Origin of the sequence: Bacillus cereus group sp. BfR-BA-01381, from assembly GCF_022663555.1 — a bacterium.
Classification (GTDB): Bacteria; Bacillota; Bacilli; order Bacillales; family Bacillaceae_G; genus Bacillus_A; species Bacillus_A pacificus.
Genome location: NZ_JAKUFR010000010.1, coordinates 42,026 through 66,032, shown reverse-complemented (window position 1 = coordinate 66,032; position 24,007 = coordinate 42,026). Strand labels below are relative to the sequence as shown.

The following is a 24,007-nucleotide window of genomic DNA, read 5'->3' as shown; positions in this document are numbered from 1 at the left end:
AATTGGATTGCTTTTTACTTTATTTTCTATTTTTCAATCGATTCCTCATTATTTACATCAAGTACATCTAATAAGAAGATGAAGATTGGTATCCCAATAATAAGCCCCCATATTCCAAGAAAATGTTCTGAAAAGATGAGAATCATAAATGTATAAAAGATTGGTAAATTTGTTTTCGCAGACATAAACTTCGGATTTAAAAAATAACTTTCAAGAGCATGGATGACTGTTATGAACACGAGTATGTAGACTACATATATAACTCCTCCTACGTTATAAGCAATGATACAAAGTGGAAATAAAGAAATAATCACACCTGCAACCGGAATTAACCCTAGTAGAAAAATCATAACAGCTAATACGAGAAGCTGCGGAAACCCTAAAACAATTAATGCAATAACAGTAAGAATACAATTTACAACCGCAATTAAAAACTGCGCTTCAATTACTTTACCGAATGATCTTGCGAACCTTTCGCCAAAATATGCAATCTCCTCATAAAAAATCTTTAGCTTACTCTCTTTAAATTTAGAAGTAAATGTAATAATACGCTCTTTTTCTAATAAGAAAAATAAGCTTAATATGAGAGACAATAATATTTGTAAACTTACCTTCCCTATATTTGCTATCGATTGATAGATGACATCTACACCTTGTTCTATATACTTTGATACTTCCATTCCATTAATTGTCGAAAGTGCATATTTAATGATTTCATTATCAGGCGGGTTTTGAAAAAACAATTTAAATTGATAAATCAATTGCGAAATTTGTATCGTTAACACAGGTAAATATTTATACAATGTCGTGCCAATAAAGGAAACTAATATGATATACAAACAGGCAATAACAATTTTCCGATTCACTTTCAATTTCTTTGAAATAAAACGTTGAAATCGATCCATTAAAAATGTCAGTATAAACGTAATTAATATTAAATTGATCATACTTTTTAATCCATATAATACTAACGCTAATATTATTAAAACGAGAAACCGTTGAAACCCTCTACTTCGAAAGAAATTTTTCACTTCATTCATTAAAATTTAACCTCCCCCTTCAATGGATGGAAATTGAATATATTACATTTTATGAACTTCTATAGACAATCTTTCTTACTAATTAGGAAGAATCCTTTTTTTCTTTTTATATTGTTAGATTCTATTTATATTAGCCCACCTACTTACTTCAGTTGAGCTCTTTTTTTCGTCTAACCTTTTACAATTTAGGTGATTTTCTATTTCTAGACTGCTGCTCATACGCATATCCAATATTGAACAGTTCCTTCTCACCGAATTGCTTCCCGACAAACACTGCACCTACTGGCTCTCCATTGTTATCATATCCTGCTGGCACCGCTAATTCTGGATAGCCAGCTACAGCTGATAGAAGAACTTCATCGTTGTTAATCATAACTAAAGCATCCAAACCTTTGTCTACTAAATACCTATCTAGCTCTTTTCTTGCATTTTCTTGACTCGTTTGCACTACTTTTTGAAACTCATCTTTCGTTATAGCAGATTTTTCAGATCCCTCAATTAATGTTTGTCCATATTTTATTCGTCTATTACTATCCTTTTTATTAAACGTTATAATCTCTTCTAGCGATTTTACCGGTGCATTTTTTTGCTTTGAAAGATAATCGTTAACATTATGTTTGAACTCATATTCTAATGTTTGCAGATTATCTACACCCTCAGCATTTAACTGAATATCATCAGTCAAGATCGCACCTGCATCTCGAAGGTCTTTTCTAATCTTTTCTGCTACTTCTTTTCTATTTTCATCTTGTCGATCTATTGAAAAAAGAACTCCTACTTTTTTCCCTTTCAATCCGTCTATCGATAAGTCCTTCGTATAATCAATTCTTTCTTTATCTTTCATTTTTTCTGTCATAGCATCTTTTTCATCATAACTTACCATTATGTTAAATAACGTTGCTGCATCCTTAACCGTTCTTGCCATCGGTCCTGCTGTATCAAGTGTTTCAGCTAATGGAATAATGCCTGATCTACTCACCATACCTAGTGATGGACGTAACCCAACTACTGATTGCTGCGTCGCTGGTGCTACAATCGATCCAGTCGTTTCCGTCCCGATTGCAAGTGGTGCAAAATCTGCCGCAACTACTGTAGCAGATCCTGAACTTGATCCCGATGTATCAAACGTAATCGGACCGTATGGATTCAAATTTTGTCCTTTTTTCCCGCTATATCCGCTAGGCATTGTGAAGGATAAATAATTTGCCCACTCAGACATATTCGCTTTTCCTAAAACAAAAGCACCTTCTTCTTTCAACTTCTTCACGACCGTCGCATCTTCATCTGCAATCCAATCTTTTAACACATACGTGCCCGCACTTGTCGGCATCACCTTTTCCGTTTGTACATTATCTTTTACGATAACTGGCATGCCGTATAAGTTCGACTTCTTATTGAAAGACCTTTCTTTATCTAACTTTCGCGCTTCTTCCATTGCATTTGGATTAATCTCTGTAACAGCATTTAATGATATTCCATTTTGGTCATGTTCTTGTATTCTAAAAAGATAAATACTCGTTAATTCTTCATATGATAATTTCCCATCATCAATCATTTTTTGGAGCTCATCTACAGTCGCATTTACGATTTCTTTTTCTTTTATCTCTACATTTTCTATGTTAATGCCTTTCAACTGATTATATATTGGTTTTAACACTCTATCTTTATCATATACGATACGCTCAGGTTCCTTTGGAAAATAATTTTTATATACGTAATATCCGCCAGCACACGCTAATAAGACAATGCCTCCAGCGATAGACAGCGTTACCTTTACCCATTTCTTCATGTTGCTTCCTCCACTCTATAAGATGCTTAGCTATAAGAAAAAGAGAGTTACCTTTTACTTAACTCTCTCCAATCAAAATGCTAAATGAAAAAATGAAAGATTTCAATCTAATTACTTCTTTTTTTGCATTTGCTTTGCTAACATTTCTTTTACTTGATTATACGTTAACCCTGAATTTTTATTTAAACGCTTTACTTCCTCAACATCAGTACCTACCACTGTATATTTTTTCTTATCATTCATTTTTCTAATTCCTTTCTCAACGGATTATTTCTTATATTTCTTCCCTAAATGCATATAAATTAACATCACTACAAAAAAAGAAGCTGTTTTTAAGCACAGCTTCCTTCTCGTTATATATTGGATTTCTTAATAAAATTTCACTACATCTTCAGTAGGCAAGAACGTTCTTTCTGCTGGTTGTTCGTTTGGTTCACCAAATGGCATTTGTCCTACTAAGCTCCACTCAGCTGGAATGTTCCAAGTTTCTTTCACTTCAGCATCTACGATTGGATTGTAATGTTGTAATGAAGCTCCAATTCCTTCAGCTGATAATAACATCCACACAGTATGTTGTAACATCGCATTTCCTTGATGAGACCAGAATGGGAACTGATCTTTATATAATGGTGCATTTTCTTGCATTTTTTCTACAGTTGCTTGATCTTCAAAGAATAGTACAGTCCCTACACCTGCATGAAAACCTTTTAGTCTTTCTACAGTTGCTTCAAAGTTTTCTGCTGGTACGCGGGCTCTTAGTGTTTCTTTTACAATACCCCAAAACTTTTCATGCTCTCCATCCATTAATACGACCATACGGCCACTTTGCATATTGAAAGATGTTGGTGCGTGTAAAGCTGTTTTTAACACCTCTTCAATTCTTTCTTTCGTAATTGCATCATTTTTTGTTACTTTACGAATGGAACGGCGGTTCACGATTGCTTCTTTTAAGTTTGTTGTAGTTGCTGACATTTTAATTCCTCCAAATGTTTGTTTTATAATTTATTTTGTTATTTCATAACAAGCGAATTAGCAATATCCATCGGTATTACATTGCATACCTTCAAATGAATTTGTTTTATCCTTTTCAATTTCTTTATCAATGACCCTTTCTAGTGTTTCTTTACTAGCAAGCCCTTGAATAACTTCATCTCCAATCATGACAGTTGGAACAGCCATAATATTCGCTTCATCATATGCGTGCTGAATTGCTTCTTGATGCTTTTCTTTATATTTACGAGTTACTAAAGCATCTTTAAATTCGGCTTCAGGAAGACCTACTTCTACCGCTAATTTTGTTAAAATATCAATATCTTCAATGTTTTGCTCTTCTTGGAAAAATGCTGTGAATACGCGGTGATGATACTCATTACCTAGTCCATGTTCTTTCGCAAATTGACATCCTTCGAAAGCTAAATGTGTATATGGATGTGGTGAAACACGTGGCAAGCGCATATCAATTCCTAACTTCTTCGCTGTCGGAAGAATGAAAGCATCCCATGAACCTAATTTTTCTGGCTCATTCCATGGATCTATTTTTGAATATGGACTTGGACGTAATTCAAATGGCATCCATTCAATCTCTACGTCTTTCTCTTTCGCTACCTCATCTAATGGACCTTTTGCTAAAAAACAAAACGGACATATAAAATCTGAGTATACTTTCATTTTTACAGTCATAACTTTTACACCTTACCTTTATAGTTGTAATCAAATCAGTTACATTAATGATAAAAAAATATAAATATTATTTAAACATTCATTTTTTCTTGCAAAGTTTCAAACAACTGCCCCATCGTAATATTTCTCAAAACTTCTTCCATCGCAGATTGTGCTTGAATTAAAATAATTTCTAACACCGCTTGAATGTTCGCCCCAATTGGACAATCTGGATTCGGTTTCTCGTGAATATGAAATAGCTTATCTTCTTCAACTACGTTCACTGCATGATACACATCTAACAATGTGATTTCATGTAAATCCTTTAGTAATCCCGCGCCACCCGGTCCACGATTGACGTAAACAAAGCCAGCTTGTTTCAAGTACGACATCATTTTACGAATGACTACCGGATTCGTATTTACACTTTCAGCCATATAGTCTGAAGTACAAAGTGAAGATGGATTGTTTTTCAAAATAGATAAAATATGAACAGCTATGGAAAAGCGGCTACTAATTTTCATCGTGATCACCACCTCGATGTAACCATTATAGTTACAACCTAAAAATAAGTCAATCCTTTTCATAGATTTTTTATAAGCAAATTAAAAAGTGTCCCATTACGATATATGAGACACCTCTTTTTATTCTGCAAATAGCGCTTGAAATTCTTCAATAAATAGCTGCACAGCGATTGAAGAATCCTTTAATGAAGGAACAGCTAAAGCAATTTCTCTCCATACTTGTGGTTCTAATTCTCTCGTTTGCACATTTTTTGGTAAATTCGTTAAAGATAATTCAGCTAATATTGCAATACCTAATCCTTCTTGAATCATATTTAAAGCTGTCGTAACTGTCGAAATTACATACTCAGCTCGGAGTGGTACGTTTGATTGTTTAAACATATCGATAATCGGGGGTTCGTATCCACCCTTACATAATATGATCGGTTCATTCTCCAAATCACGAATTGTAATAGCGTCCTTCTTGCAAAGAGGATGATCCTCTCTTAAAATAACAACCATTTTCCCCTTCGTTAATGGGACAATCTCCATCTCTTTATTAGGCAAAATAACAATTCCTATATCAACAACCCTCGATACTAACCAATCTTCAACTTCCTTAATCGTTCCCTCACAAAGAACGACTTCTAAGTTCGGATACTTTTCCTTAAAATGATTTATCATTTTCGGTAAAAAATGTGCAGAAGCACTCGGAAAACTCCCAATTCGAATCGTCCCAACTTCGTGCCCTTTCTCCATTGCAACTTCTTGTTCAATCTTCTCTACACTGCTCAAAATCTCTCTAATATGTACAAGAATTCTGTTTCCTACATCCGTAACGAGTAACCCTTTTCGTTTATCCCGTATAAGAATCGTAACTCCTAACTCTGACTCAATACTTGAAATGGCATGACTTACAGCTGGCTGCGTCATATTTAACACCCGAGCAGCCTTCGTAAAACTACCTAACTCAACAGTTTTTATTAATACTTGTAGTTGTGTAATGGTCATAACTAATCGCTTATACTCCTCATAAAAAAGATTCATTTTATTTATTACAGTCGATATCATATCATAGTGAAATGAATAACAACAAGGAGGTCTTACCGTGACACAGCTTTCTCGAACTAAGACGGCCATAATCCTTACCTTTCTCGTTTTCATGTGGGGAATCAATTGGCCTTTATCTAAGTTTGCCCTGCATTATACACCACCCGTTTTATTTGCAGGCATTCGAACTTTAATTGGAGGATTCATTTTACTTCTGTTCGCATTACCGAAATACAAAGAGTTACACTTAAAAGAAACTTGGCATTTATACGTTATTTCTTCTTTACTTAACATCATTATATTTTACGGGTTACAAACTGTAGGTCTTCAATATATGCCTGCTGGTCTATTTTCCGCTATCGTATTTTTACAACCTGTTTTACTTGGTATTTTCTCGTGGATATGGCTTGAAGAATCAATGTACGGTTTAAAAATTTTCGGGCTTGTACTTGGATTTATTGGTGTAGGAGTGATTAGCTCTAGTAGTTTAACTGGACATATTTCTGTCATTGGAATTCTTCTTGCATTAGGATGTGCGATTGGCTGGGCACTTGGAACAGTATTTATTAAAAAAACTGGTCACCGTGTGAACGCCATTTGGATGGTAACAATTCAGCTGCTTATCGGCGGTCTTTGTTTAGTCGGATTTGGCTCAGAATTTGAAAGTTGGTCTAGTATTGCTTGGAGTATGCCATTTGTTAGTGTACTACTCTTTATTTCATTCTTTGTTATTGCAATGGGGTGGCTTGCTTACTTTACACTCGTTGGAGCTGGTGAAGCAAGTAAAGTTGGGGCTTATACATTTCTTATTCCACTAATCGCTATTATTGTAAGTTCAATTTTCTTACATGAGGCCATTACTATTAGCTTATTCATCGGACTATTATTTATTGTGGTGAGTATTTGTTTCGTAAATATAAAGCCAAAAGCACTTGCTGTAAGGCCGCAGGTTGAAGTGAAATAAATATGGGAAAGAGCCTACTGTTTGTAGGCTCTTTTTCATATATTACTTTTTACGACGCACTACAAAAACACACGCCCCTACCGACGATACAATCGCCAAAATAGATAGGGCAATGGCTATCAATTGAATATTACTAGTACCTTTATTCTTTTCTACATTAGACACTTCACCATGTTCTCCTGTTACTGACGTACCTTTTGCAATTGTAGTAAGTGAATGTGGTTTTTCAGCTTTTTCATCGCCTGTCCATTCAACAATTTCTCCATCTTTATATTGTTGATATGCATCCCAAGCTATTTTTTGTTCTTTATCCGGATTTTTAGCGACGAAAGTAAACCGCTGAAACTGACCGGGTAAAATCCCTTCTCCTGTTGCTTCCCATACTACAGTTTTAACTTTTCCATCATTATCTTTTTGTTCTTCCACTTTCCATCCTGGCACTGGTTCATACTGTTGGAATTCCACACCAGACGGTATTTTCAGTGTAACTTTTGTTGTTGCTACATTCTTTTCAACTGGTACTTTTATCGTGTAAGTCTCCCAAGAACCAATGTCAGAAGTTGCTGGCTTTACAGTAACGTGCGCACTAACAGGTAACGAAAAAATTCCCATTGCAATTACTGTTACGATCATTGTTGTTCCTAATTTTTTTATGCGTTTCATTTTCTATTAGCTCCTTTTTATCTATACCTACTCTTTATCCCGCTATTCGCCGGGTAGCCCAATTGATGAGGGCTGCTTAAAGTTTCACTTTATCTGCCACCTACAATAAATTTATAATCCGTATCGAAGCTATCAAGCGATTTCGTTAATCCATGTACTTGTATATTCCAGTTGCCTGTCATGTTAATATACATACCTTCTGCTTCATATTCTCCCGGTGAAACTGCCGAAACTTTAAATGATCCTTTTCCCATATTCATATCTAACGATTGCGTAGTTAATATAATTTGTTCCATATCAGTAACAGGTTGTCCGTTCTCATCCTTTAAAGTAATATGGAATATATTTTGTCCTACTCTATTAGGACTTACATTTAGCGTCATTTCATATCCATTATCTAATTGTTTACTCTCTGTAAAAGGTCCAGTAGGAGGTATAGGTGGTGTTTGTACGTTTGTCATAAAAGCTACGATTACGAAAATGATAATTCCAATGATAAACTCTACTTTCACCGTAGCACCTAATCCTTGCTCCGCTCTCATTTTCCCTTTCACATAATGAATAATTCCCAATATCCCCATGAAAACGAATAAAAGTATCTTTGCTAGTAAAGCTAATCCATACTTCGTATCAAATAACGAGTGGATTGTTGGAATAAAAAATGTACTGTTAAAAAGACCTGTTATTAAAATCACAATGACAGCACATGTTGCCCACGGTGAAAAACGCTTAATCATATCCCAATACATATGCCACTTGTCATCCTCTTTACGTAAAAGAAGAATAATGGACGATAGACCACCAACCCATAATGAAGCTGCTAATAAATGTAGAAAATCCATAACGACAGCAATGTCTTTAAACTTTAAACCATATGCATGACTATTAAATGCTTTCATAACAAGTATCCCGATAAACAATACTATTGGAATACTCCATACTTTAAACGACGATAGTTTCTCACGCCTCATCGCAAAATACGTAACGATTATAAGCAAACTAATAAGAGTCATTTGAGTAACCCATACATAACTAAAAACAGAAAGCTGTAGCGTTTCTTTTAATAGTAAAGGATTGAATGCTTCTAGACATGAAACATCCGCATTTATTTTCGCTTGCAATGGTAGATTGAATAGTAAACTAATGAATATGCCAATTAATGAGATCCATATTATTTTTTTACTTCTTGATCGAACCGAGATTGCATTCCCATTGTACATAATAAGATTAAAGAATAGTACTCCTATAAATAAGGAGAAACCTGTATATAGAACTCCACGCTCCATAATCATATCGATTTGCGGGACATACCCCATCTCTTCTACTTGTATATCGTCTGCTCCCGCTTCTGCTGATCCAATTCGGAACGGAATCACTCCTTGAATGGGATGCCCATCAGCAGAAATCACTTTCCACTGAATAGAGTAGAGACCGTCTTTGAGATTCTCTTTTAATCCGGCTTCTAATAACTTTTTATTTTTTGTATCAATATGTGCATCTTTTAAATCAACCCTTTTACCTGATGTATCTCTCACGTACAATGTATTAAAACTTGAAACTTGTATGTCCTCATCGAATTCAATTTTCACAACAGATGGTGCTTTCTTCAATGTTTCATTTTCAGCAGGGTTTGATTTCACAATGTACGCGTGAGCAGATGCACTTTTCGGTATTAATATGATAAGCACACATGCAATGAATAGCCATGCTCCTAACCTTTTCATTACTTTCACAATCATTTCACTTCTTTCTTCCTCATCGCTATACTTTTATTACTTAAACTTCTCAAGTTTCATTCTTCGGCGAAATATTAACCTGATTAAATATAATCTTCTATACGGTATAACTCTTTGTTTGTCTCTCACCGCTAAACTTCTAATACAATAGTAACTACCTTCATAGATACAGCTTACATTTTTAAAGTCGATTGTTATTATATCATAAAATATATTAATGTAAGTTCCTGAGGAGGAAAAGTAATCGTGAATCATTTGTGAAGAAAGTGTGAAATACATAAATAAAAAAGGCATTACGTTATTACGTAATGCCCTTCTTCCATCATAAAATTTCTCTACTTCTCTTCCGGATAATCACAATACTCAATGATTGTTCCCTCTGTATCCGCTGGGTTAAGATATATTAGTCTTCTACCGTGCTTATTAATTCGAAGTGTATGCTCTAACGTTCGAATACCTTGTTCTTTTAGCTCTTCTAGGGCCACATTTAAATCATCGACACGATATGCCACGTGATGAACACCTTTACCTTTTTGTTTAATAAAGCGCGCTATTGGAGATGTCGTATTATTCGTAGGCGCAAGTAATTCAATTCTATCTCCATCCACTTCAAGAATGGCTACTTCGCTTTCAACACCAGGCGCTTCACTTACGTAACGATCTATTAATGTTCCTGACAACACCTTTTCATAAAAACGTATCGTACTATCTATATCTCGAACTGCGATGCCGATATGATCAATTGTTTTTTTCATTTTATTTCCCCTACTACTTTATTTTTTCTCATTATTAATAGTAACAAAAAAAGTTATAGAAACAAGTTCTATAACTTTTTTATTTACCCTATTTTCTTATTCGTACTAGTTGCTGGTTGAACTTTATTTTTCACTTTTAAAACACTAATGCCATATCCGATAAATCCACCAATAATCGCTGGGAAAATCCAACCTAATCCTACTTCATGCATTGGAAGTAAATTAGTAAGAAGATCGTTCACTACTGTTAATTTCATACCAGCTGCATTTAATCCATCAAACATACTTACAATAAATGTTATTAATAAGCTACCTTGATACACTTCTGCTCGTCCTTTAAATAATGGGTGAAGAAGTGTTAGGAAAATTAATACGATTGCTAGTGGATAAATTGCGCTTAATACAGGAACAGAAATTGCAATTAATTGCGTTAAACCTACATTCGCAACAACTGCACTGAACACTGATAAGATGATTGCTATCTTTTTATACGAAACATTCGGGAATAGCTTATGGAAAAATGAAGAACACGCTGAAACAAGTCCTACACTAGTAGTTAAACATGCTGCTGTAACCATAATCCCTAATATAATTCCACCGTATGACCCAAAATAATAGTTTGAAACTTTTGCTAATACTGCACCACCATTATCTAAATGACCAAGTTTTGCAACACTTGAAGCTCCCATAAATGAAAGTGCTGAATAAATCATTGCTAAAATAGATGCAGCAATCAATGTTGCTTTTGCACAAACAATCATAATGTCTTTTTTTGTTTTTGCGCCCTTTTCTTTAATCGCATTGATAATGATAATACCGAATACGAATGATGCTAACGTATCCATTGTTAAGTAACCTTCTTGGAACCCTTTAAAGAACGCATGTGATGTATACGCCTCTGCAGGTGCTTGCATTTCTCCCATTGGATGAATAAAAGCAAATGCTACTAAAATTCCGATAAATGTTAATTTAATTGGCGTTAATATTTTTCCTACAATATCGACAATTTTCGCGGGATTTAGCGAAAAAAAACAAGTGATACTAAAAAATATAATTGTAAAAAGAATGAGTGCTGAAGAATCCATAGCTTCTGGTACAAAAGGCTTCATACCAATTTCATAAGAAACGCTTCCTGTTCTCGGAATAGCGAATAGTGGACCAATCGCTAAATATAAAACTGTCGTAAATACAATGCCGAATACTGGATGCACGCGACTTGCTAACGATTGTAAATCTTCTTTACCTGAAATACCAAATGCCAATACTCCTAGCAACGGTAAACCTACACCTGTTACTAAAAATCCTGCATTAGCAATCCATACATTCTCCCCTGCCGATTGACCAAGCATTGCTGGGAATATTAAATTTCCTGCCCCAAAAAATAGTGCAAATAACATTAAACCAATAACAACAATGAACGAAAACGGTACTTTATTCGTCATAATATAACCTCCATTCAAAATAAACTATGTCATTTCCATTTTTAACTAATTGAATTTTCTGAATATTTAATTTAAGTATCAACTATTCTTGAACTCATTATAGTTTGCTATATAATATTTTGCAATACTATTTTCAAACTTTTCTTTTATTTTATAAATATACATTTTTTAACATGAAAAATAGACTAAAAAACCAACATGGTCATCCATGTTGGTTTTTCCATTTTACTATCAATTAATTAAAATTTCGCCGCTACTTTCTTAACGTTCTCTAGACCTTCTTCAACAATTTGTTGTGAGCGATCTGGATATTGGTTGTGCCCTTCAATTACAACAGTCTCTGGATTTGTAATGCCCCAGAATCCAAGTACAGTTGTTACGTAATTAACTGCCATTTCCATAGGAGCCATTTGTTCTGAAGAGTAATCTGAACCACGAGCACCTAACACAACTACTTTCTTACCACCAGCTAAACCTTCTGGGCCATTAGCTGTATATTTAAACGTTTTTCCAGCTTGAGATAAGTATGAAATATATGTGATTAATGGTGCTGGTACTGTAAAGTTCCATAATGGGAACGCAAATACAACTTTATCAGCTTCTAAAAACTGATTTAAATATTGATCTACTGTAGCAACTGCCTTCTCTTCTTCAGCTGTTAACTCCATACTTTGGCTACGTTTGTATCCACCTGAAATAGCAATATTTCCGTAATAAGGAAGATCTAATGCAAATAAATCTAACTCTGTAATTTCTGTATTCGGATTTGCTTCTTTATAAGTACTTACAAATGTTTCATACATTTTTGAACTAACTGCTTGCTCCGCTGGACGATCGTTTGCTTTTACAAATAATACTTTTGACATTGTTTTATTCCCCTCTACTTTTGTATTTTCTTCTTTTTTACCAAATAACGAGCTAAATAATCCCATTTTCTTCACCTAAACTTTCTTATCATATTCATTATTCAACATCATAAAAATTCTTATTCTAATAAAAAGTTCCAATTGATACTTTAAGGAAAGTTAATTAAAACTTTTTGTTATTTAATTACCTTATGTAAGTGATTGTAATATAGTCACTTACTTTAGTCAAGTAACTTTTAATAAAAAAATAAATCTCAAATTAAAAACATTTACTAAAATACAATTGAACACCAAATACGACTTTATTACTTGTATAATAAAATTAGAGAGGAAAATTCATATTTAGAAAGGATTTATTCATGAGCACTATAGAAAAGATTCAAACTTTTATTATTCTTTTTGCTGTTACATGCGGCATCGTACTCGGACAATTTAATTTCATACATATGTATTCTGACAAATTTATTGTTCCCTTCTTATTTTTCATGCTATATGGATTATTCCTCAGCATCCCATTAAAAGAAATAAAAAACGGATTTCACAATTTAAAATTTGCTGGAACAAGTCTTACTATTAACTTCTTATGGACACCTTTACTCGCTTGGGGATTAGGTGCACTATTTCTTTCAGATCATCCCGCACTTTGGGTTGGATTTATTATGTTAATGGTTACTCCGTGTACAGACTGGTACTTAATCTTTACTGAAATATCGAAAGGAAATGTAGCACTTTCTACTGCAATTTTACCTGTAAATTTAATTTTACAAGTACTACTCCTTCCCATTTATTTATTTTTATTCGCTGGTGTTATGAAGACTGTAGCGGTTTCTGTTTTAGTAGAAAGTATTGTTATCGTAATTGTCTTACCATTTTTACTTGCGCACGCTACAAAATTCATTATGAATAAACTGAAAAAAGCTGAAACGCTCGAGAATACACTCATTCCGTTTTTCAGCTCTGCCCAAATTGCATTTTTAAGTTTAGCAATCGTAGCGATGTTTGCATCACAAGGTAAATATTTACTACAAAATATGAATGTCGTTTTACTGTTACTCATTCCTATTCTATTGTTCTTCATCATTAATTTTGCACTCGGGCAATTTATCGGACGCATGATGCGTTTATCTTATAAAGATACAGTAAGTCTAAACTTAACAACTTTAGCAAGAAACTCACCTGTTGCACTCGCTATTGCTGTAACAGCTTTTCCAGATGAACCTCTTATTGCACTTGCACTCGTTATTGGACCGTTGATTGAGCTACCAGTACTTGCTTGTGTTTCACAGGTGTTGTTACTTATTAAGAAAAAACGACAATACGCATAATAAAAAACGTCCCGTAATAGGACGTTTTTTATTTTTGAAAAATTTCATACAACACTTATTTCTTATGTATCAATACAAATGAAATAACCGAAACTACAAACGTAATAATCCCAATAATAATAAATATAATAGACGCGGAAACTGACTCTAGGGAATATCCCGTTATTGCAATTCCTATCGGAGTTGATACTAGTAATAACGAATTTAAGAAACCGAAAAATCTTCCTTGCACTTCATTTGGAATTAACTTTCTATACAACGCTCCAAAATATACATTACTTACTCCAAATGCAATTCCTGACAGGAAATAATAAACTGAAAATAATATCGGATTTAACGTCGTACCCATTGCCGCATTAAAAATCCCCATAATCGCAGTACATATAAAAGCAGTCGTAATCGTTTTATATGTACGAATCTTTTTCGTAATAAATGCTCCTATTAAAATCCCTATCGGTGATGCCGCAAAAACTATACTATACCATCGCGTAGAAAGATCCATTTCTCTAACAACTATTACTTGCAGTGAAAGTATACATGCTGCTCCAAGTAAATTAATGACCGCAGCGCTCATTAGTAATGTCTTCAACGATTTGTTACTATTAATAACAGAAAATCCCTCTTTAAAATCTTCATAAAAAGGCTTCTTCTTCTCTACTTTTAATTCACGTGGAAATTTGATTCTCATTAAAATTAAAAATGATACAACAAATGTAATTGCATCTAACAAAAATACTCCATGAAAATTAAAAATACTAATTAAAAAGCTAGCCATTAAAGGAATGGCGACCGATATGATTTGTATTGATATTTGCCTCAGCGTAATCGCCTGTTGAACATTCTTTTCTTCCACATATGTTACTAATGCTGCATTTGAAGCTGGAGTAAATAAAGCACTCCCAATTGAACGTATGATAAGTAAAATTAGTAACGGAATGTATAGCATTTTATTATAAAATGCTATAACTGCAATTAAAATCATAACGATACATCTCATAACATCCGCAACTATCATAAGCTTTCTTCTCGACATTCGATCTGCTAACGTTCCTGTAATAGGAGCAAACAGAATCGCTGCCATTGCAATTGCAATATTTACCCCCGAAACGAGTAATGGCGAGTTTGTTAAATTCATTACCCATAACGGTAAAACAAGTGTAACCATAGAATTACCTATTAAAGAAATACAACTTGCTAAGAAAAAATAAGAAAAAACTTTATTACTCCATATACTAGAGCTATTCTCTTTTATATTACTAACTTCACTTTTCACTGTACTCTCCCCTCTACTCACATATTCTTCTTCTCCTTCTCTTCGTCACCATCCTTTAAAATACAAAAAACCTTCTTCAAAATAAGAAGAAGGTTTACTTATAACCATCTTCTTATCTTTTAGGACTTTTAGATCCTACAGGATTTAGCACCTTTATATAACATTAGGTTGCTGAGGCTTCGAAGGGCCAGTCCCTCCACCTCTCTTAATAAGAAGTTTTTATTCCATTATCCGAATTTATTATATATTACATCAAAATGATTTCAATATATTTTTCGATGCAGTTAAAAGAGGATGACATCTATCATCCTCTTTTAACAAATTTGTCATTACATTCACAAAGCCTCCCTAATTAAAAATTATTGGAAACGTAAATATAACGAAAGCTGCCCAAAGTCCGTAAATTGGCAAATACTTCGTAACGGCGTCTTGGATAGCTGTCGGTCCTGATTTGTTTTGCAAGAAACGCATATAGGAAAACATAATCCAAATGAGATTTGCCCAAATCAGTATGTTTACACCTAAAACAGCAAGTCTATTAGGTGTAATCCCGTAAGAAGAAAGTCTGAATACGATGGCTGACAATGCGACAGTGTCAATAATAAGTGCCAGAACAATTAAGGCAAAATTTATATAATCTGAAATGCTCTTTTTCTCGTCTGAATCACTCTCAACGATAGAAAATATAGTAACAGCCAATACACCAAGGAGTATTCCGTTAAAGGCCATTAAAAAATTACGATCCAAGAATGGATTTTTCCCCACCCAAATTACCGTTATAAGATAAATAAACAATGTGACCAGGACAAGTGGACTAAAAATTTTAGATATGTATGGCGTAATATTTTTAGCAAGTTTAAGATTCAATGATACTAAGTATGCAGCCACTACAGCGAGAGCGGCAGCTCCAAATAAAACAACATTACTAAAATAGAATTCACCTATATCCAAGTCAACAAAGCTAAATAATCGCATGGTGAATATTGCTAGTATCATTCCGCTCACTGCCATGCTCGCATAGAGAAGGCAATATTCTAAATTAAATTTAATATAAGCTAATCTTGTACTGCCTTTTGAATATTCATTTCCTGTAAACGCAAGCCCCAATAAGACCCATAACAATATAGGAAGATGTAAATACGCAAGGATACTGCTGTCTCTATAATTTAATGGCAACATATTAAGATACAACCCAGCAATTAGGAACAACGCTGTAAGGAAATAAATAATACTTTTTTTCGGGGTATTATTGTAAACAAAATAAGCAGCGATAAAGGGAATTACACCAAAAGCTAGGTTAATTGGAGCAATTGCTTCCTGCTCTACAAAGTGGAAAATGATTCTTGTGCTTAGCCCAGCTAGAATAGCTAACATGCCCATGAATAAGAAACCTTTTTGAAACAGCGATACTTTTTCTTTATTTGCCGTCTCCTTGAAATGTAATCTTTCATACCAAGCAGCTAGAACCTGCGAATCAAGATTTTCATCCCACGCTTGTGAGAATGACTTTCTAAAAGCTCTCGGGTCTTTTCTATACATTCTCTCCAACTCATGAGGGTTATCCATATTTTCGATAATCAAATTGTGATTGTTCATAGTTTTACCTCCTCTAATAAAAAACAGCTTTGTTACCTTTCTATAAAAAGCATCTCACTGATTTATTATGATAATGATTTTAATACACTATTTATTGTTTTACAATAAATAATTATCAATTATAAAGATTTTTTTATTGTATATTTTATTTCAAACAAAAATATATAGTACTACTTATTCAAAAAAATATCCTATAGAATAGACTTTTTTAAGCGTCTATTCTATAGGATATAATTTAATTATCATATTTTTATTTGTTAAAACAACTTAATTCTCAAACACAAAATTAATCTTATTATCTTTCCACTCTAACTTCGCATCAAATGTTTTTTCGCCCTTTTTAAATCCTTTAATTAAATCGGTCTTCTCACCTTTTAAAAGCTTAGTCATATTCTTTTGCGAAATTGTTTTACTTAATATCTTCTTCGAAATGGTAAAGTCACATTGTGTCGTGTTGTAATTAGAACAGCCGTAAAACGTTGACTTATCAATTACATCGCCATCACATTTTTTACAGCTACCAACCTTTTTACCTGTTGTAAATTTCGATCCTTTTCGCTCAATCGATTCAACATGTAATCCAGTGAAATCCCACTTCTCAGACATTTCCACCGCATCTTCAATAATTTTAGCTGATAATTTTTTCGTTTGTTCCATAAAAGTTGCTGGTGATGCTGTACCTTCCCCAATTTCCGCAAGGCGCTGCTCCCATTTTGCGGTCATTTCTGGTGAAGCTAGTATTTTATCACCGATTGCGGTAATTAATACTTTTCCTTTATCGGTCGCATACACTTGGTTTTTCTTCACATCTATATATTTACGGTCTTTCAGCATCGTAATAATTCCAGCGCGAGTCGCTTCCGTACCTAAACCTTCTGTTTTCTTTAATACTTTCTCAAGCTCTTCGTTCTCTAAATACTTACCTGCCGTTTTCATTAACGTAATAAGTTGTCCTTCTGTATAACGCTTCGGTGGTTGTGTTTTTCCTTCTTTCACTTTCACCTTTACAACTTTTCCTTCTTCACCTTCAGCTACAATTGGAAGAATGGTTTCGTCATCTTTATCGTCTTGGAAAATAACTTTACGCCATCCTTCTTGAATTTGCTGTTTTCCTTTTGAAATGAATTCAGCACGTTCATCTACAAGCGTTACAATCGTTGTATAGTCAAAGATTGCAACTTCATAATGAGCGGCAATCAGTCTTCTTACGATCATATCGTAAATTTTCTTTTCATCACCTGATAATCTGCTTGGGTTTGTAACTTGCTCTGTCGGAATAATCGCGTAGTGATCTGTTACTTTCTTTTCATTCACATAACGCTTATTATTCATAATCGATTCAACCGGAGCCGGTAATAAACCTTTATATTCATCAAACTGACTTAACTTCTGTAAAATATCAGGGAACGTTGCTGCCTCTCCTTGGGTAACATAGTTGGAATCCGAACGAGGGTAAGAGACAATTCCTTTTTGATATAATGCTTGCGTTATATCAAGCGTCTTTTTCGGTGAAAATTTAAATGCTTTATTTGCCGTTGCTTGTAGTGATGATAAGTTAAATAAAAGCGGAGGTTGAAACTCTTTACGCTCCGTTTTCATTTCCTTCACTACTGCCGGTTTACCTTGGCAAAACGCCGCAATTTTATTCGCCATATCTGGATCTTTTAAGCGGGATTCACTATCCTTCTCCCATTTCCCCTCATACTTCTTTCCTTCTATATTAAAGGTTGCGAACACTTCCCAGAACGGCTCTGACTTAAAGTTTTCTATTTCCTTTTCACGCTTTACGATTAACGCGAGTGTCGGTGTTTGTACACGACCAGCTGAAAATACATCATTCATTCCTTTTTTCTTTAACAAAATACTAAACACACGTGATGCATTCATACCAACAACCCAGTCAGCACAAGATCTTGTGTATGCTTCGTAATACGTATTAATCGTGTCTGATTCATCAAGCAAGTTTTTAAATCCTTGGTAAATAGCTTGCTTCGTTAAAGAGGAAATCCAAAGACGCTTCATTGGCTTTTGCACGTTGCAAAGATTAATTATATTCCGTACAATCAATTCCCCTTCACGCCCAGCATCGCCCGCGTGAATAATTTCTGTTACCTGTGGATTATGTAACAGCTGTTTCACAACGTTAAATTGCTTATACTTCGACTTTGTTACTTCAAATTGAAAACGCTCTGGAATCATCGGTAACGTATTAAGTGACCATTTTTTCCACTCTGCGTGATAATGTTCTGGATTACATAACTGCGTCAAATGACCAATTGCCCATGTACAGTACGCTCCATTTGGAAATAACTCATTCGCTTCTACTTCTAAATATCCATCTTTCCGGCGATATTTAAATTGTGAAACAAGAGCCAAACCTTGATCTGGTTTCTCGGCAATAATTAATTTCATTTTATAACTCCCTATCTGTATTCCAGTGTTACTTTCATTGTCTATCTGTTTAGAAGCGATGATAAAAACAACAATCTTATTTATCATTCGCGGATTACTCCCTGTAATGGGATAACTATAATATTATACGCTTATTCTTTATGGCTTCACAATAGAAACTCTTCATTTAACTCTTACATTCACATGCTCATAAGTAAAAAGACGCCCCCAAAAATCAGGAGCCTTCTTACTTACATTAATTAAATTGTGCAGATATAAATAAGCATAAGTACTCTCCATATAAACATATGATGAAATGAACGATAGGACAGGGAGGTATCATAATGTTCGCTTACACATTAACGGCCTTAACACTTTGTTGTATCTCAATTCTTATTACATCATATATTTCTAAACGCAAGGGTACCCTAATGGAGTATATGGTATTTATTATGTCTTTTAGTATGAGTATCAGTTTAAGTATCGGTTTTTATTTTGGTATTCTTTTTAAAGGTGAATTGCTCTATTCCACTTTGCTTGCCGTATTAATTAGTGGTTGTATCGGTTTTTTTATCGGTCTACGTTTTCACCTATATACTGCTTTAGAAGGCATGTTCTCTGGCTTAATGGCAAGTATGATGGGAGCAATGATTACAGAAATGTTAAATGCTCAACAAGCTCATAGTATACTGTTTATTAGTCTTTTACTTACGATAACAATAACTATGTCATGTATGATTCAACTTTTATCAGAAACTTTTTCTGCTTTTATCCAAAGGCGTTTTTTGTTATTACTATCAATTAGTGTGGTAATTATCGTTGCCGTATTCGTGACATTCCCAGATCATACTCCCCCACCTTCACCCGGGCATGATCAAAATATACATTGACTCTTGCAACGAAAATGAATAAGCAGCTATCCATAGGATAACTGCTTCATATTATTCTGGCTTATTAGGAATATTTTGGTTTGGAACATAATCAGATTTATAATCTTTATATTTCACTTCCGTTACCATCCCTGCTGAAGCATGATGTAAATCGTGACAATGGAACATCCACTCACCCGGATTATCTGCTACAAAGGCTACTTCATATTCTTCTCCCGGTTTTAAGTTCAATGTATCTTTTACAATTGGAGAACCTTCTATCGGTTTTCCATCTTTACTCAACACCTGGAAGAAGTGACCATGTAAATGCATTGGGTGATCATCCATTTTAGAACGATTTACCAATTTCACTTTTACTAAATCATCCTTTTTCACTTGAATTGGGTCAATATCCGGAAATACCTTTCCGTTAATTGTATATACCATTTCATTTCCATTCATTTTCGTATTTAAGTCCATATTATATGTGGCAGTATACTGTTGGTCTAACGTGAAACTACCTAATTTTTTAGCACCATATTTCGTCATATCTAATTTCGGTAATTTTTCTTTTTCGTTTGCTTTATCTTTCATCTCTTTGCTGCCATCATATTCAATAACAGCTTTCATTCCTTTTGCACCTTTATTTGCTGAATGCTCTTCAATATACCATTTCCCAGGATTATTAGCAGTAAATTCAATATCATAACGTTCACCCGGTGCGATTGAAATTACTTGATCCTTTATAACTTTTGGATCGTTTATTGGTTGACCATCTGTCGCAATTACTTTTATATCATGACCGTGAACATGTATATCATGTGATAGATAACCAGCATTAACGAGTCGCAGACGAACTTTATCTCCCTTATTCACTTTTAATGGTTCTACTAAATCCCCGCTTTTACCATTGATTGTGAATAAATCATACATACTCATATTATGACCTTCCATCTTCATATTTCCATGGTCCATTCCTGTCATATTGCCAGAATCTTTTTTATCACTGTCCATGTCCATACCAGAATGGTCCATACCCTTCATATCATCATTCTTTTTTGTATTGTCATTATCCATACTAGATTTTTTACTGTCTGCTTTTTCTGTTTTTCCTTTTGTCATTTCTTTTAACTGTTTATTAATCTCTTCTTTATCTGTTATCCATTCATCCAACATTAATGTGTAATCTTTATCATACTTTTCCTTTGTATCTTCTACAATGAGTGCTCCATACAAACCTCTATCTAATTGATTTACAGAATCTTGATGCGAGTGATACCAGTACGTTCCTGGTACGTTCGCTTTAAATTCGTAGGTAAAACTTTTTCCAGGTTCAACCGCATCTTGTGTCACGCCTGGAATTCCATCCATATTATTTGGGACAGGATATCCATGCCAATGAACAGATACCGGTGCAGATAATTCATTTTTTAATGTCACTTTCACTTGTTCACTTTTTTTCACCCGAATTTCTGGACCAGGAGATGAGCCATTAAATGTCCAGACTGGAACAATAACACCGTTACCTAACTTTTGCTTTTCTTCTCTCGCTATTAAAGTAACTTCTGGTCCTTTTTCAACCTTCAATGGTTTTGTAGCTGTTTCAGTCTGTGATGTTTTTTTATCTTTCATATTTTTATGATCATTTGTTGTATTTGTAGTCGCAGAACATGCAGCAATTAAAAATATTACAGAGACCGTAAGAGCTGTTAATACAAATCGCTTCATGGAAAATCCCTCCTTTTTCTTTGTCAAAATCATTGTAGAAGATGATTTTCAAGAAAATATGGAGATTTAAAATGAACAAAATAAAAAGGCGCTCAAAATTGAGCACCTTTTCTACTTATTATTTCGTAACAACCTCATCTTCCTTTACATTCACATTATTTTCTCTCATAAACGCTTCAATCTCTTCCACTTCTCTAATGATATCTTTTGACAAGTTTTCATGTCCGTCTTCCGTTACAAGAATATCATCTTCAATACGAATGCCAATTGATTCTTCTTCAATATAAAGACCAGGTTCAATTGTTATAACCATACCTTCTTCTAACACTCTATCTTTATATGTTCCTACATCATGCGTATCTAAGCCAAGGAAATGGCTCACACCATGATAATAGTATTTTGATAACTCTTCATCTTCTTGAATTAAACCAATAGCTTTACACTCTTCTGCTAGTACCTTTTTTGTATGCTCATTTAATGCAGAAAACTTTACTCCTGGCTTAATGAGTTCTGTTGTTTCTTTCAATGCTTTTAATACGATATTATATATTTGTTTTTGGCGACTAGAGAATGTTCCATTTGCCGGGAATGTATAACTAATATCAGCGTTATAGTAGTCTTTTTGAGCGCCTAAATCTAGTAATACTAAATCACCATTTTGAATTTGTGCATCATTGTCTTCATAATGAAGAACTGTAGCATTTTTCCCACTTGCCAAAATTGTATTGAACGCATGATGTTTAATGCCAGATGATTTCAATGTGAAATCAAACTGAGCTTCTAATTCATACTCCATCATGTCTGCTTTTGCATGCTTAAGTACGTTATAAATGCCCTCTTTCGTTACAGCAATCGCTTCTTTCACAATTTCAATTTCTTCTTCTGTTTTAAACACTCGCAATTCACAAATATTCGGATATACATTACCAATTGTTACGTGTGGATATTGTTCTCTTACATGTTTAGCAAATGCTAATGTTTTTGTCTCCGTACCATTCCACTCACGACGTTCTAAATCTAAATATAGATGTTTCACATTTTCTGTAAAAAGTACATTTGACATTGTTTTTTCAAAGCTATCTAAATATACAACTTTCTTTATACCTGAAATTTTCTCTGCTTCTTCGTTAGAAACTGTTTTACCGACCCACTTTTCCATTACTGGATCTGACTTTTCAATGAAAAGTGTTTCCTCTACACTACCTCCAACTTTCTTCAACATGAAAATAACATTTGGTTCATCGATCCCTGTTACATAGTAAAAATTTCGATTTGGCACAAATTTATAATGTGCATCGGCTGACATATGAGGTGCTTGTCCAGCAAATAAAATAGTAATGGATTCATCTGGTAATGTGTTTACTAATCGTTCTCTATTTTGAGCAAAAAATGTTGATTTCATAATAATCCCCCTAGCGTTCTATGTATAATAAAAAAACTAATGATCTAATCAATTCATTTTATTATTGTTACAATTTTTCGTCAATTTTTAACCTTTTTTTGATGGTGTTGACATAATTAAAATTACACGTTACAATAACTATACATTAGTAAGTAACTAATGTAATTAACTTTAACTAGAGGTGAAACAAATGAAAAACATTTTATTCCGTATTAACGAATTATCAAAAAAAGAAAAAGTATCTGGATTAACAGTTGATGAAAAACAAGAACAACAAATGTTGCGTCAAAACTATACACAAACATTTCGTGGAAGCCTAGATTCCATTTTATTAAACACAAAAATTGTTGATCAAAATGGTCTTAACGTTACACCAGCCGCATTACAAGATGCTCAAATACGTTTAAAATTAAGCAAATGAGTTCCGCGCTAAAGGATTTTAATAAAACATAAAAAGAGCTGGATTTCCTATTTAGAAATTCCAGCTCTTTTTATTGTCTTTTCTAATCTAGTAAACGAACGATACATCGCAATTCTCCATGACACAATCATGGCAAATGCAAGTAAGAAAAACATTCCACTTAACTCCGCTAAATCAATCGATTGACTTAAATATGATTTCAACGCTACTCGTACAGCTAATAGCCCAATTAAAATAAATATAAATGCTTTTGACGGTTTCATATATATTTGTTCATTTCTTATTTCAAACTTCGTTGTTTTAATAAGGAATATAGAGAAAATAAGTCCTATACTAATCGCTTCTACTATTTCTAACGATGTTAATCGAAACTCTGGTAAGAAGTACATCATTGCGCCAGTACTCATAAAAATTGGCGGCAATATTATTTTCTTTTTCGTTACCGGCTTTTTCGCTGCTTTAAAGCGAAGAAACATGACACCAACCGCCATACAAACTGCTACAATACTTGATAAAAGTGCTATCATCCTCTCCA

General features: G+C 33.9%; 22 protein-coding genes and 1 riboswitch. Of the genes, 4 read left to right on the top strand and 18 right to left on the bottom strand.

Annotated elements, in window-relative coordinates; translation table 11 throughout:
* Positions 1–26 precede the first annotated feature (26 nt).
* From MR079_RS05585 to MR079_RS05560, 7 genes are all read right to left on the bottom strand, one after another.
* Positions 27–1,040: an AI-2E family transporter gene (locus MR079_RS05585; protein WP_139867682.1), complete on the bottom strand. Its 1,014-nt coding sequence runs from the start codon at positions 1,038–1,040 to the stop codon at positions 27–29.
* Positions 1,041–1,218: 178 nt separating this feature from the next.
* Positions 1,219–2,829 (bottom strand): amidase family protein, encoded by a 1,611-nt coding sequence (locus tag MR079_RS05580; RefSeq protein WP_139867685.1) that lies wholly within the window; start codon positions 2,827–2,829, stop codon positions 1,219–1,221.
* 111 nt (positions 2,830–2,940) lie between these two features.
* Positions 2,941–3,072 carry a hypothetical protein gene (locus tag MR079_RS29200; RefSeq protein WP_014893830.1) on the bottom strand — a complete coding sequence of 44 codons (132 nt, stop codon included), beginning with the start codon at positions 3,070–3,072 and terminating at the stop codon, positions 2,941–2,943.
* Positions 3,073–3,198: 126 nt separating this feature from the next.
* A complete protein-coding gene (locus MR079_RS05575) occupies positions 3,199–3,801 on the bottom strand; it encodes a nitroreductase family protein (RefSeq protein ID WP_242293697.1) in 603 nt (200 codons plus the stop codon).
* Positions 3,802–3,858: 57 nt separating this feature from the next.
* Positions 3,859–4,509: a DsbA family oxidoreductase gene (locus tag MR079_RS05570; RefSeq protein WP_242293696.1), complete on the bottom strand. Its 651-nt coding sequence runs from the start codon at positions 4,507–4,509 to the stop codon at positions 3,859–3,861.
* 71 nt (positions 4,510–4,580) lie between these two features.
* On the bottom strand, positions 4,581–5,012 hold the full coding sequence (locus MR079_RS05565) for an Rrf2 family transcriptional regulator (RefSeq protein ID WP_139867691.1): 432 nt from the start codon (positions 5,010–5,012) through the stop codon (positions 4,581–4,583).
* Positions 5,013–5,132: 120 nt separating this feature from the next.
* Entirely contained in the window at positions 5,133–6,002 is an 870-nt protein-coding gene (locus MR079_RS05560; protein WP_139867693.1) for a LysR family transcriptional regulator, read from the bottom strand.
* 97 nt (positions 6,003–6,099) lie between these two features.
* On the opposite strand from MR079_RS05560, the gene MR079_RS05555 reads away from it, so the two are divergent.
* Entirely contained in the window at positions 6,100–7,005 is a 906-nt protein-coding gene (locus tag MR079_RS05555) for a DMT family transporter (protein WP_139867695.1), read from the top strand.
* A 42-nt stretch (positions 7,006–7,047) separates the two neighbouring features.
* Here MR079_RS05555 and MR079_RS05550 read toward each other — a convergent pair whose 3' ends face one another.
* From MR079_RS05550 to MR079_RS05530, 5 genes are all read right to left on the bottom strand, one after another.
* Positions 7,048–7,668 carry a YcnI family copper-binding membrane protein gene (locus tag MR079_RS05550; protein ID WP_242293695.1) on the bottom strand — a complete coding sequence of 207 codons (621 nt, stop codon included), beginning with the start codon at positions 7,666–7,668 and terminating at the stop codon, positions 7,048–7,050.
* A gap of 89 nt (positions 7,669–7,757) precedes the next feature.
* On the bottom strand, positions 7,758–9,407 hold the full coding sequence (locus MR079_RS05545; protein ID WP_242293694.1) for a copper resistance CopC/CopD family protein: 1,650 nt from the start codon (positions 9,405–9,407) through the stop codon (positions 7,758–7,760).
* Between the two features lie 332 nt (positions 9,408–9,739).
* Complete coding sequence (locus MR079_RS05540; protein WP_061182693.1) at positions 9,740–10,159, bottom strand: VOC family protein; 420 nt, start codon at positions 10,157–10,159, stop codon at positions 9,740–9,742.
* An 83-nt stretch (positions 10,160–10,242) separates the two neighbouring features.
* On the bottom strand, positions 10,243–11,601 hold the full coding sequence (brnQ, locus tag MR079_RS05535) for a branched-chain amino acid transport system II carrier protein (protein WP_242293693.1): 1,359 nt from the start codon (positions 11,599–11,601) through the stop codon (positions 10,243–10,245).
* A 239-nt stretch (positions 11,602–11,840) separates the two neighbouring features.
* Positions 11,841–12,533, bottom strand: a complete 693-nt coding sequence (locus tag MR079_RS05530; RefSeq protein ID WP_139867704.1) for an FMN-dependent NADH-azoreductase — start codon at positions 12,531–12,533, stop codon at positions 11,841–11,843.
* A gap of 293 nt (positions 12,534–12,826) precedes the next feature.
* Here MR079_RS05530 and MR079_RS05525 point away from each other — a divergent pair, with 293 nt between their 5' ends.
* A complete protein-coding gene (locus MR079_RS05525) occupies positions 12,827–13,792 on the top strand; it encodes an arsenic resistance protein (protein ID WP_242293692.1) in 966 nt (321 codons plus the stop codon).
* A gap of 55 nt (positions 13,793–13,847) precedes the next feature.
* On the opposite strand, the gene MR079_RS05520 is transcribed toward MR079_RS05525, so the two are convergent.
* The 3 genes from MR079_RS05520 to topB all read right to left on the bottom strand — a co-directional run bounded on the left by MR079_RS05520 (position 13,848) and on the right by topB (position 19,073).
* Positions 13,848–15,065: an MFS transporter gene (locus MR079_RS05520; RefSeq protein ID WP_242293691.1), complete on the bottom strand. Its 1,218-nt coding sequence runs from the start codon at positions 15,063–15,065 to the stop codon at positions 13,848–13,850.
* Positions 15,066–15,174: 109 nt separating this feature from the next.
* A riboswitch (SAM riboswitch) is annotated at positions 15,175–15,280 on the bottom strand.
* A 133-nt stretch (positions 15,281–15,413) separates the two neighbouring features.
* Complete coding sequence (locus MR079_RS05515) at positions 15,414–16,661, bottom strand: DUF4153 domain-containing protein (protein WP_242293690.1); 1,248 nt, start codon at positions 16,659–16,661, stop codon at positions 15,414–15,416.
* 267 nt (positions 16,662–16,928) lie between these two features.
* Positions 16,929–19,073: a DNA topoisomerase III gene (topB, locus tag MR079_RS05510; protein ID WP_087965067.1), complete on the bottom strand. Its 2,145-nt coding sequence runs from the start codon at positions 19,071–19,073 to the stop codon at positions 16,929–16,931.
* A gap of 323 nt (positions 19,074–19,396) precedes the next feature.
* Here topB and MR079_RS05505 point away from each other — a divergent pair, with 323 nt between their 5' ends.
* Positions 19,397–19,942, top strand: coding sequence for a hypothetical protein (locus MR079_RS05505; protein ID WP_139867720.1), 546 nt, complete (start codon positions 19,397–19,399; stop codon positions 19,940–19,942).
* A 51-nt stretch (positions 19,943–19,993) separates the two neighbouring features.
* Here MR079_RS05505 and MR079_RS05500 read toward each other — a convergent pair whose 3' ends face one another.
* Both MR079_RS05500 and MR079_RS05495 read right to left on the bottom strand, forming a co-directional pair.
* The gene (locus MR079_RS05500) at positions 19,994–21,649 is read right to left on the bottom strand and encodes a multicopper oxidase family protein (protein ID WP_242293689.1); all 1,656 of its coding nucleotides are present in this window, start codon (positions 21,647–21,649) and stop codon (positions 19,994–19,996) included.
* A gap of 118 nt (positions 21,650–21,767) precedes the next feature.
* Positions 21,768–23,051: an aminopeptidase P family protein gene (locus MR079_RS05495; RefSeq protein WP_139867724.1), complete on the bottom strand. Its 1,284-nt coding sequence runs from the start codon at positions 23,049–23,051 to the stop codon at positions 21,768–21,770.
* A gap of 190 nt (positions 23,052–23,241) precedes the next feature.
* Here MR079_RS05495 and MR079_RS05490 point away from each other — a divergent pair, with 190 nt between their 5' ends.
* Positions 23,242–23,472 carry a DUF896 domain-containing protein gene (locus MR079_RS05490; protein WP_000789788.1) on the top strand — a complete coding sequence of 77 codons (231 nt, stop codon included), beginning with the start codon at positions 23,242–23,244 and terminating at the stop codon, positions 23,470–23,472.
* Between the two features lie 47 nt (positions 23,473–23,519).
* Here MR079_RS05490 and MR079_RS05485 read toward each other — a convergent pair whose 3' ends face one another.
* Positions 23,520–23,999 (bottom strand): CcdC family protein, encoded by a 480-nt coding sequence (locus MR079_RS05485; RefSeq protein WP_242293688.1) that lies wholly within the window; start codon positions 23,997–23,999, stop codon positions 23,520–23,522.
* Between the last annotated feature and the right edge of the window lie 8 nt (positions 24,000–24,007).

Bases quoted from the DNA above. Each gene is read 5' to 3' on its own strand.
- MR079_RS05585 (WP_139867682.1), bottom strand. From the start codon at position 1,040: ATGAATGAAGTGAAAAATTTCTTTCGAAGTAGAGGGTTTCAACGGTTT.
- MR079_RS05580 (WP_139867685.1), bottom strand. From the start codon at position 2,829: ATGAAGAAATGGGTAAAGGTAACGCTGTCTATCGCTGGAGGCATTGTC.
- MR079_RS29200 (WP_014893830.1), bottom strand. From the start codon at position 3,072: ATGAATGATAAGAAAAAATATACAGTGGTAGGTACTGATGTTGAGGAA.
- MR079_RS05575 (WP_242293697.1), bottom strand. From the start codon at position 3,801: ATGTCAGCAACTACAACAAACTTAAAAGAAGCAATCGTGAACCGCCGT.
- MR079_RS05570 (WP_242293696.1), bottom strand. From the start codon at position 4,509: ATGACTGTAAAAATGAAAGTATACTCAGATTTTATATGTCCGTTTTGT.
- MR079_RS05565 (WP_139867691.1), bottom strand. From the start codon at position 5,012: ATGAAAATTAGTAGCCGCTTTTCCATAGCTGTTCATATTTTATCTATT.
- MR079_RS05560 (WP_139867693.1), bottom strand. From the start codon at position 6,002: ATGACCATTACACAACTACAAGTATTAATAAAAACTGTTGAGTTAGGT.
- MR079_RS05550 (WP_242293695.1), bottom strand. From the start codon at position 7,668: ATGAAACGCATAAAAAAATTAGGAACAACAATGATCGTAACAGTAATT.
- MR079_RS05545 (WP_242293694.1), bottom strand. From the start codon at position 9,407: ATGATTGTGAAAGTAATGAAAAGGTTAGGAGCATGGCTATTCATTGCA.
- MR079_RS05540 (WP_061182693.1), bottom strand. From the start codon at position 10,159: ATGAAAAAAACAATTGATCATATCGGCATCGCAGTTCGAGATATAGAT.
- brnQ (WP_242293693.1), bottom strand. From the start codon at position 11,601: ATGACGAATAAAGTACCGTTTTCGTTCATTGTTGTTATTGGTTTAATG.
- MR079_RS05530 (WP_139867704.1), bottom strand. From the start codon at position 12,533: ATGGGATTATTTAGCTCGTTATTTGGTAAAAAAGAAGAAAATACAAAA.
- MR079_RS05525 (WP_242293692.1), top strand. From the start codon at position 12,827: ATGAGCACTATAGAAAAGATTCAAACTTTTATTATTCTTTTTGCTGTT.
- MR079_RS05515 (WP_242293690.1), bottom strand. From the start codon at position 16,661: ATGAACAATCACAATTTGATTATCGAAAATATGGATAACCCTCATGAG.
- topB (WP_087965067.1), bottom strand. From the start codon at position 19,073: ATGAAATTAATTATTGCCGAGAAACCAGATCAAGGTTTGGCTCTTGTT.
- MR079_RS05505 (WP_139867720.1), top strand. From the start codon at position 19,397: ATGTTCGCTTACACATTAACGGCCTTAACACTTTGTTGTATCTCAATT.
- MR079_RS05500 (WP_242293689.1), bottom strand. From the start codon at position 21,649: ATGAAGCGATTTGTATTAACAGCTCTTACGGTCTCTGTAATATTTTTA.
- MR079_RS05495 (WP_139867724.1), bottom strand. From the start codon at position 23,051: ATGAAATCAACATTTTTTGCTCAAAATAGAGAACGATTAGTAAACACA.
- MR079_RS05490 (WP_000789788.1), top strand. From the start codon at position 23,242: ATGAAAAACATTTTATTCCGTATTAACGAATTATCAAAAAAAGAAAAA.
- MR079_RS05485 (WP_242293688.1), bottom strand. From the start codon at position 23,999: ATGATAGCACTTTTATCAAGTATTGTAGCAGTTTGTATGGCGGTTGGT.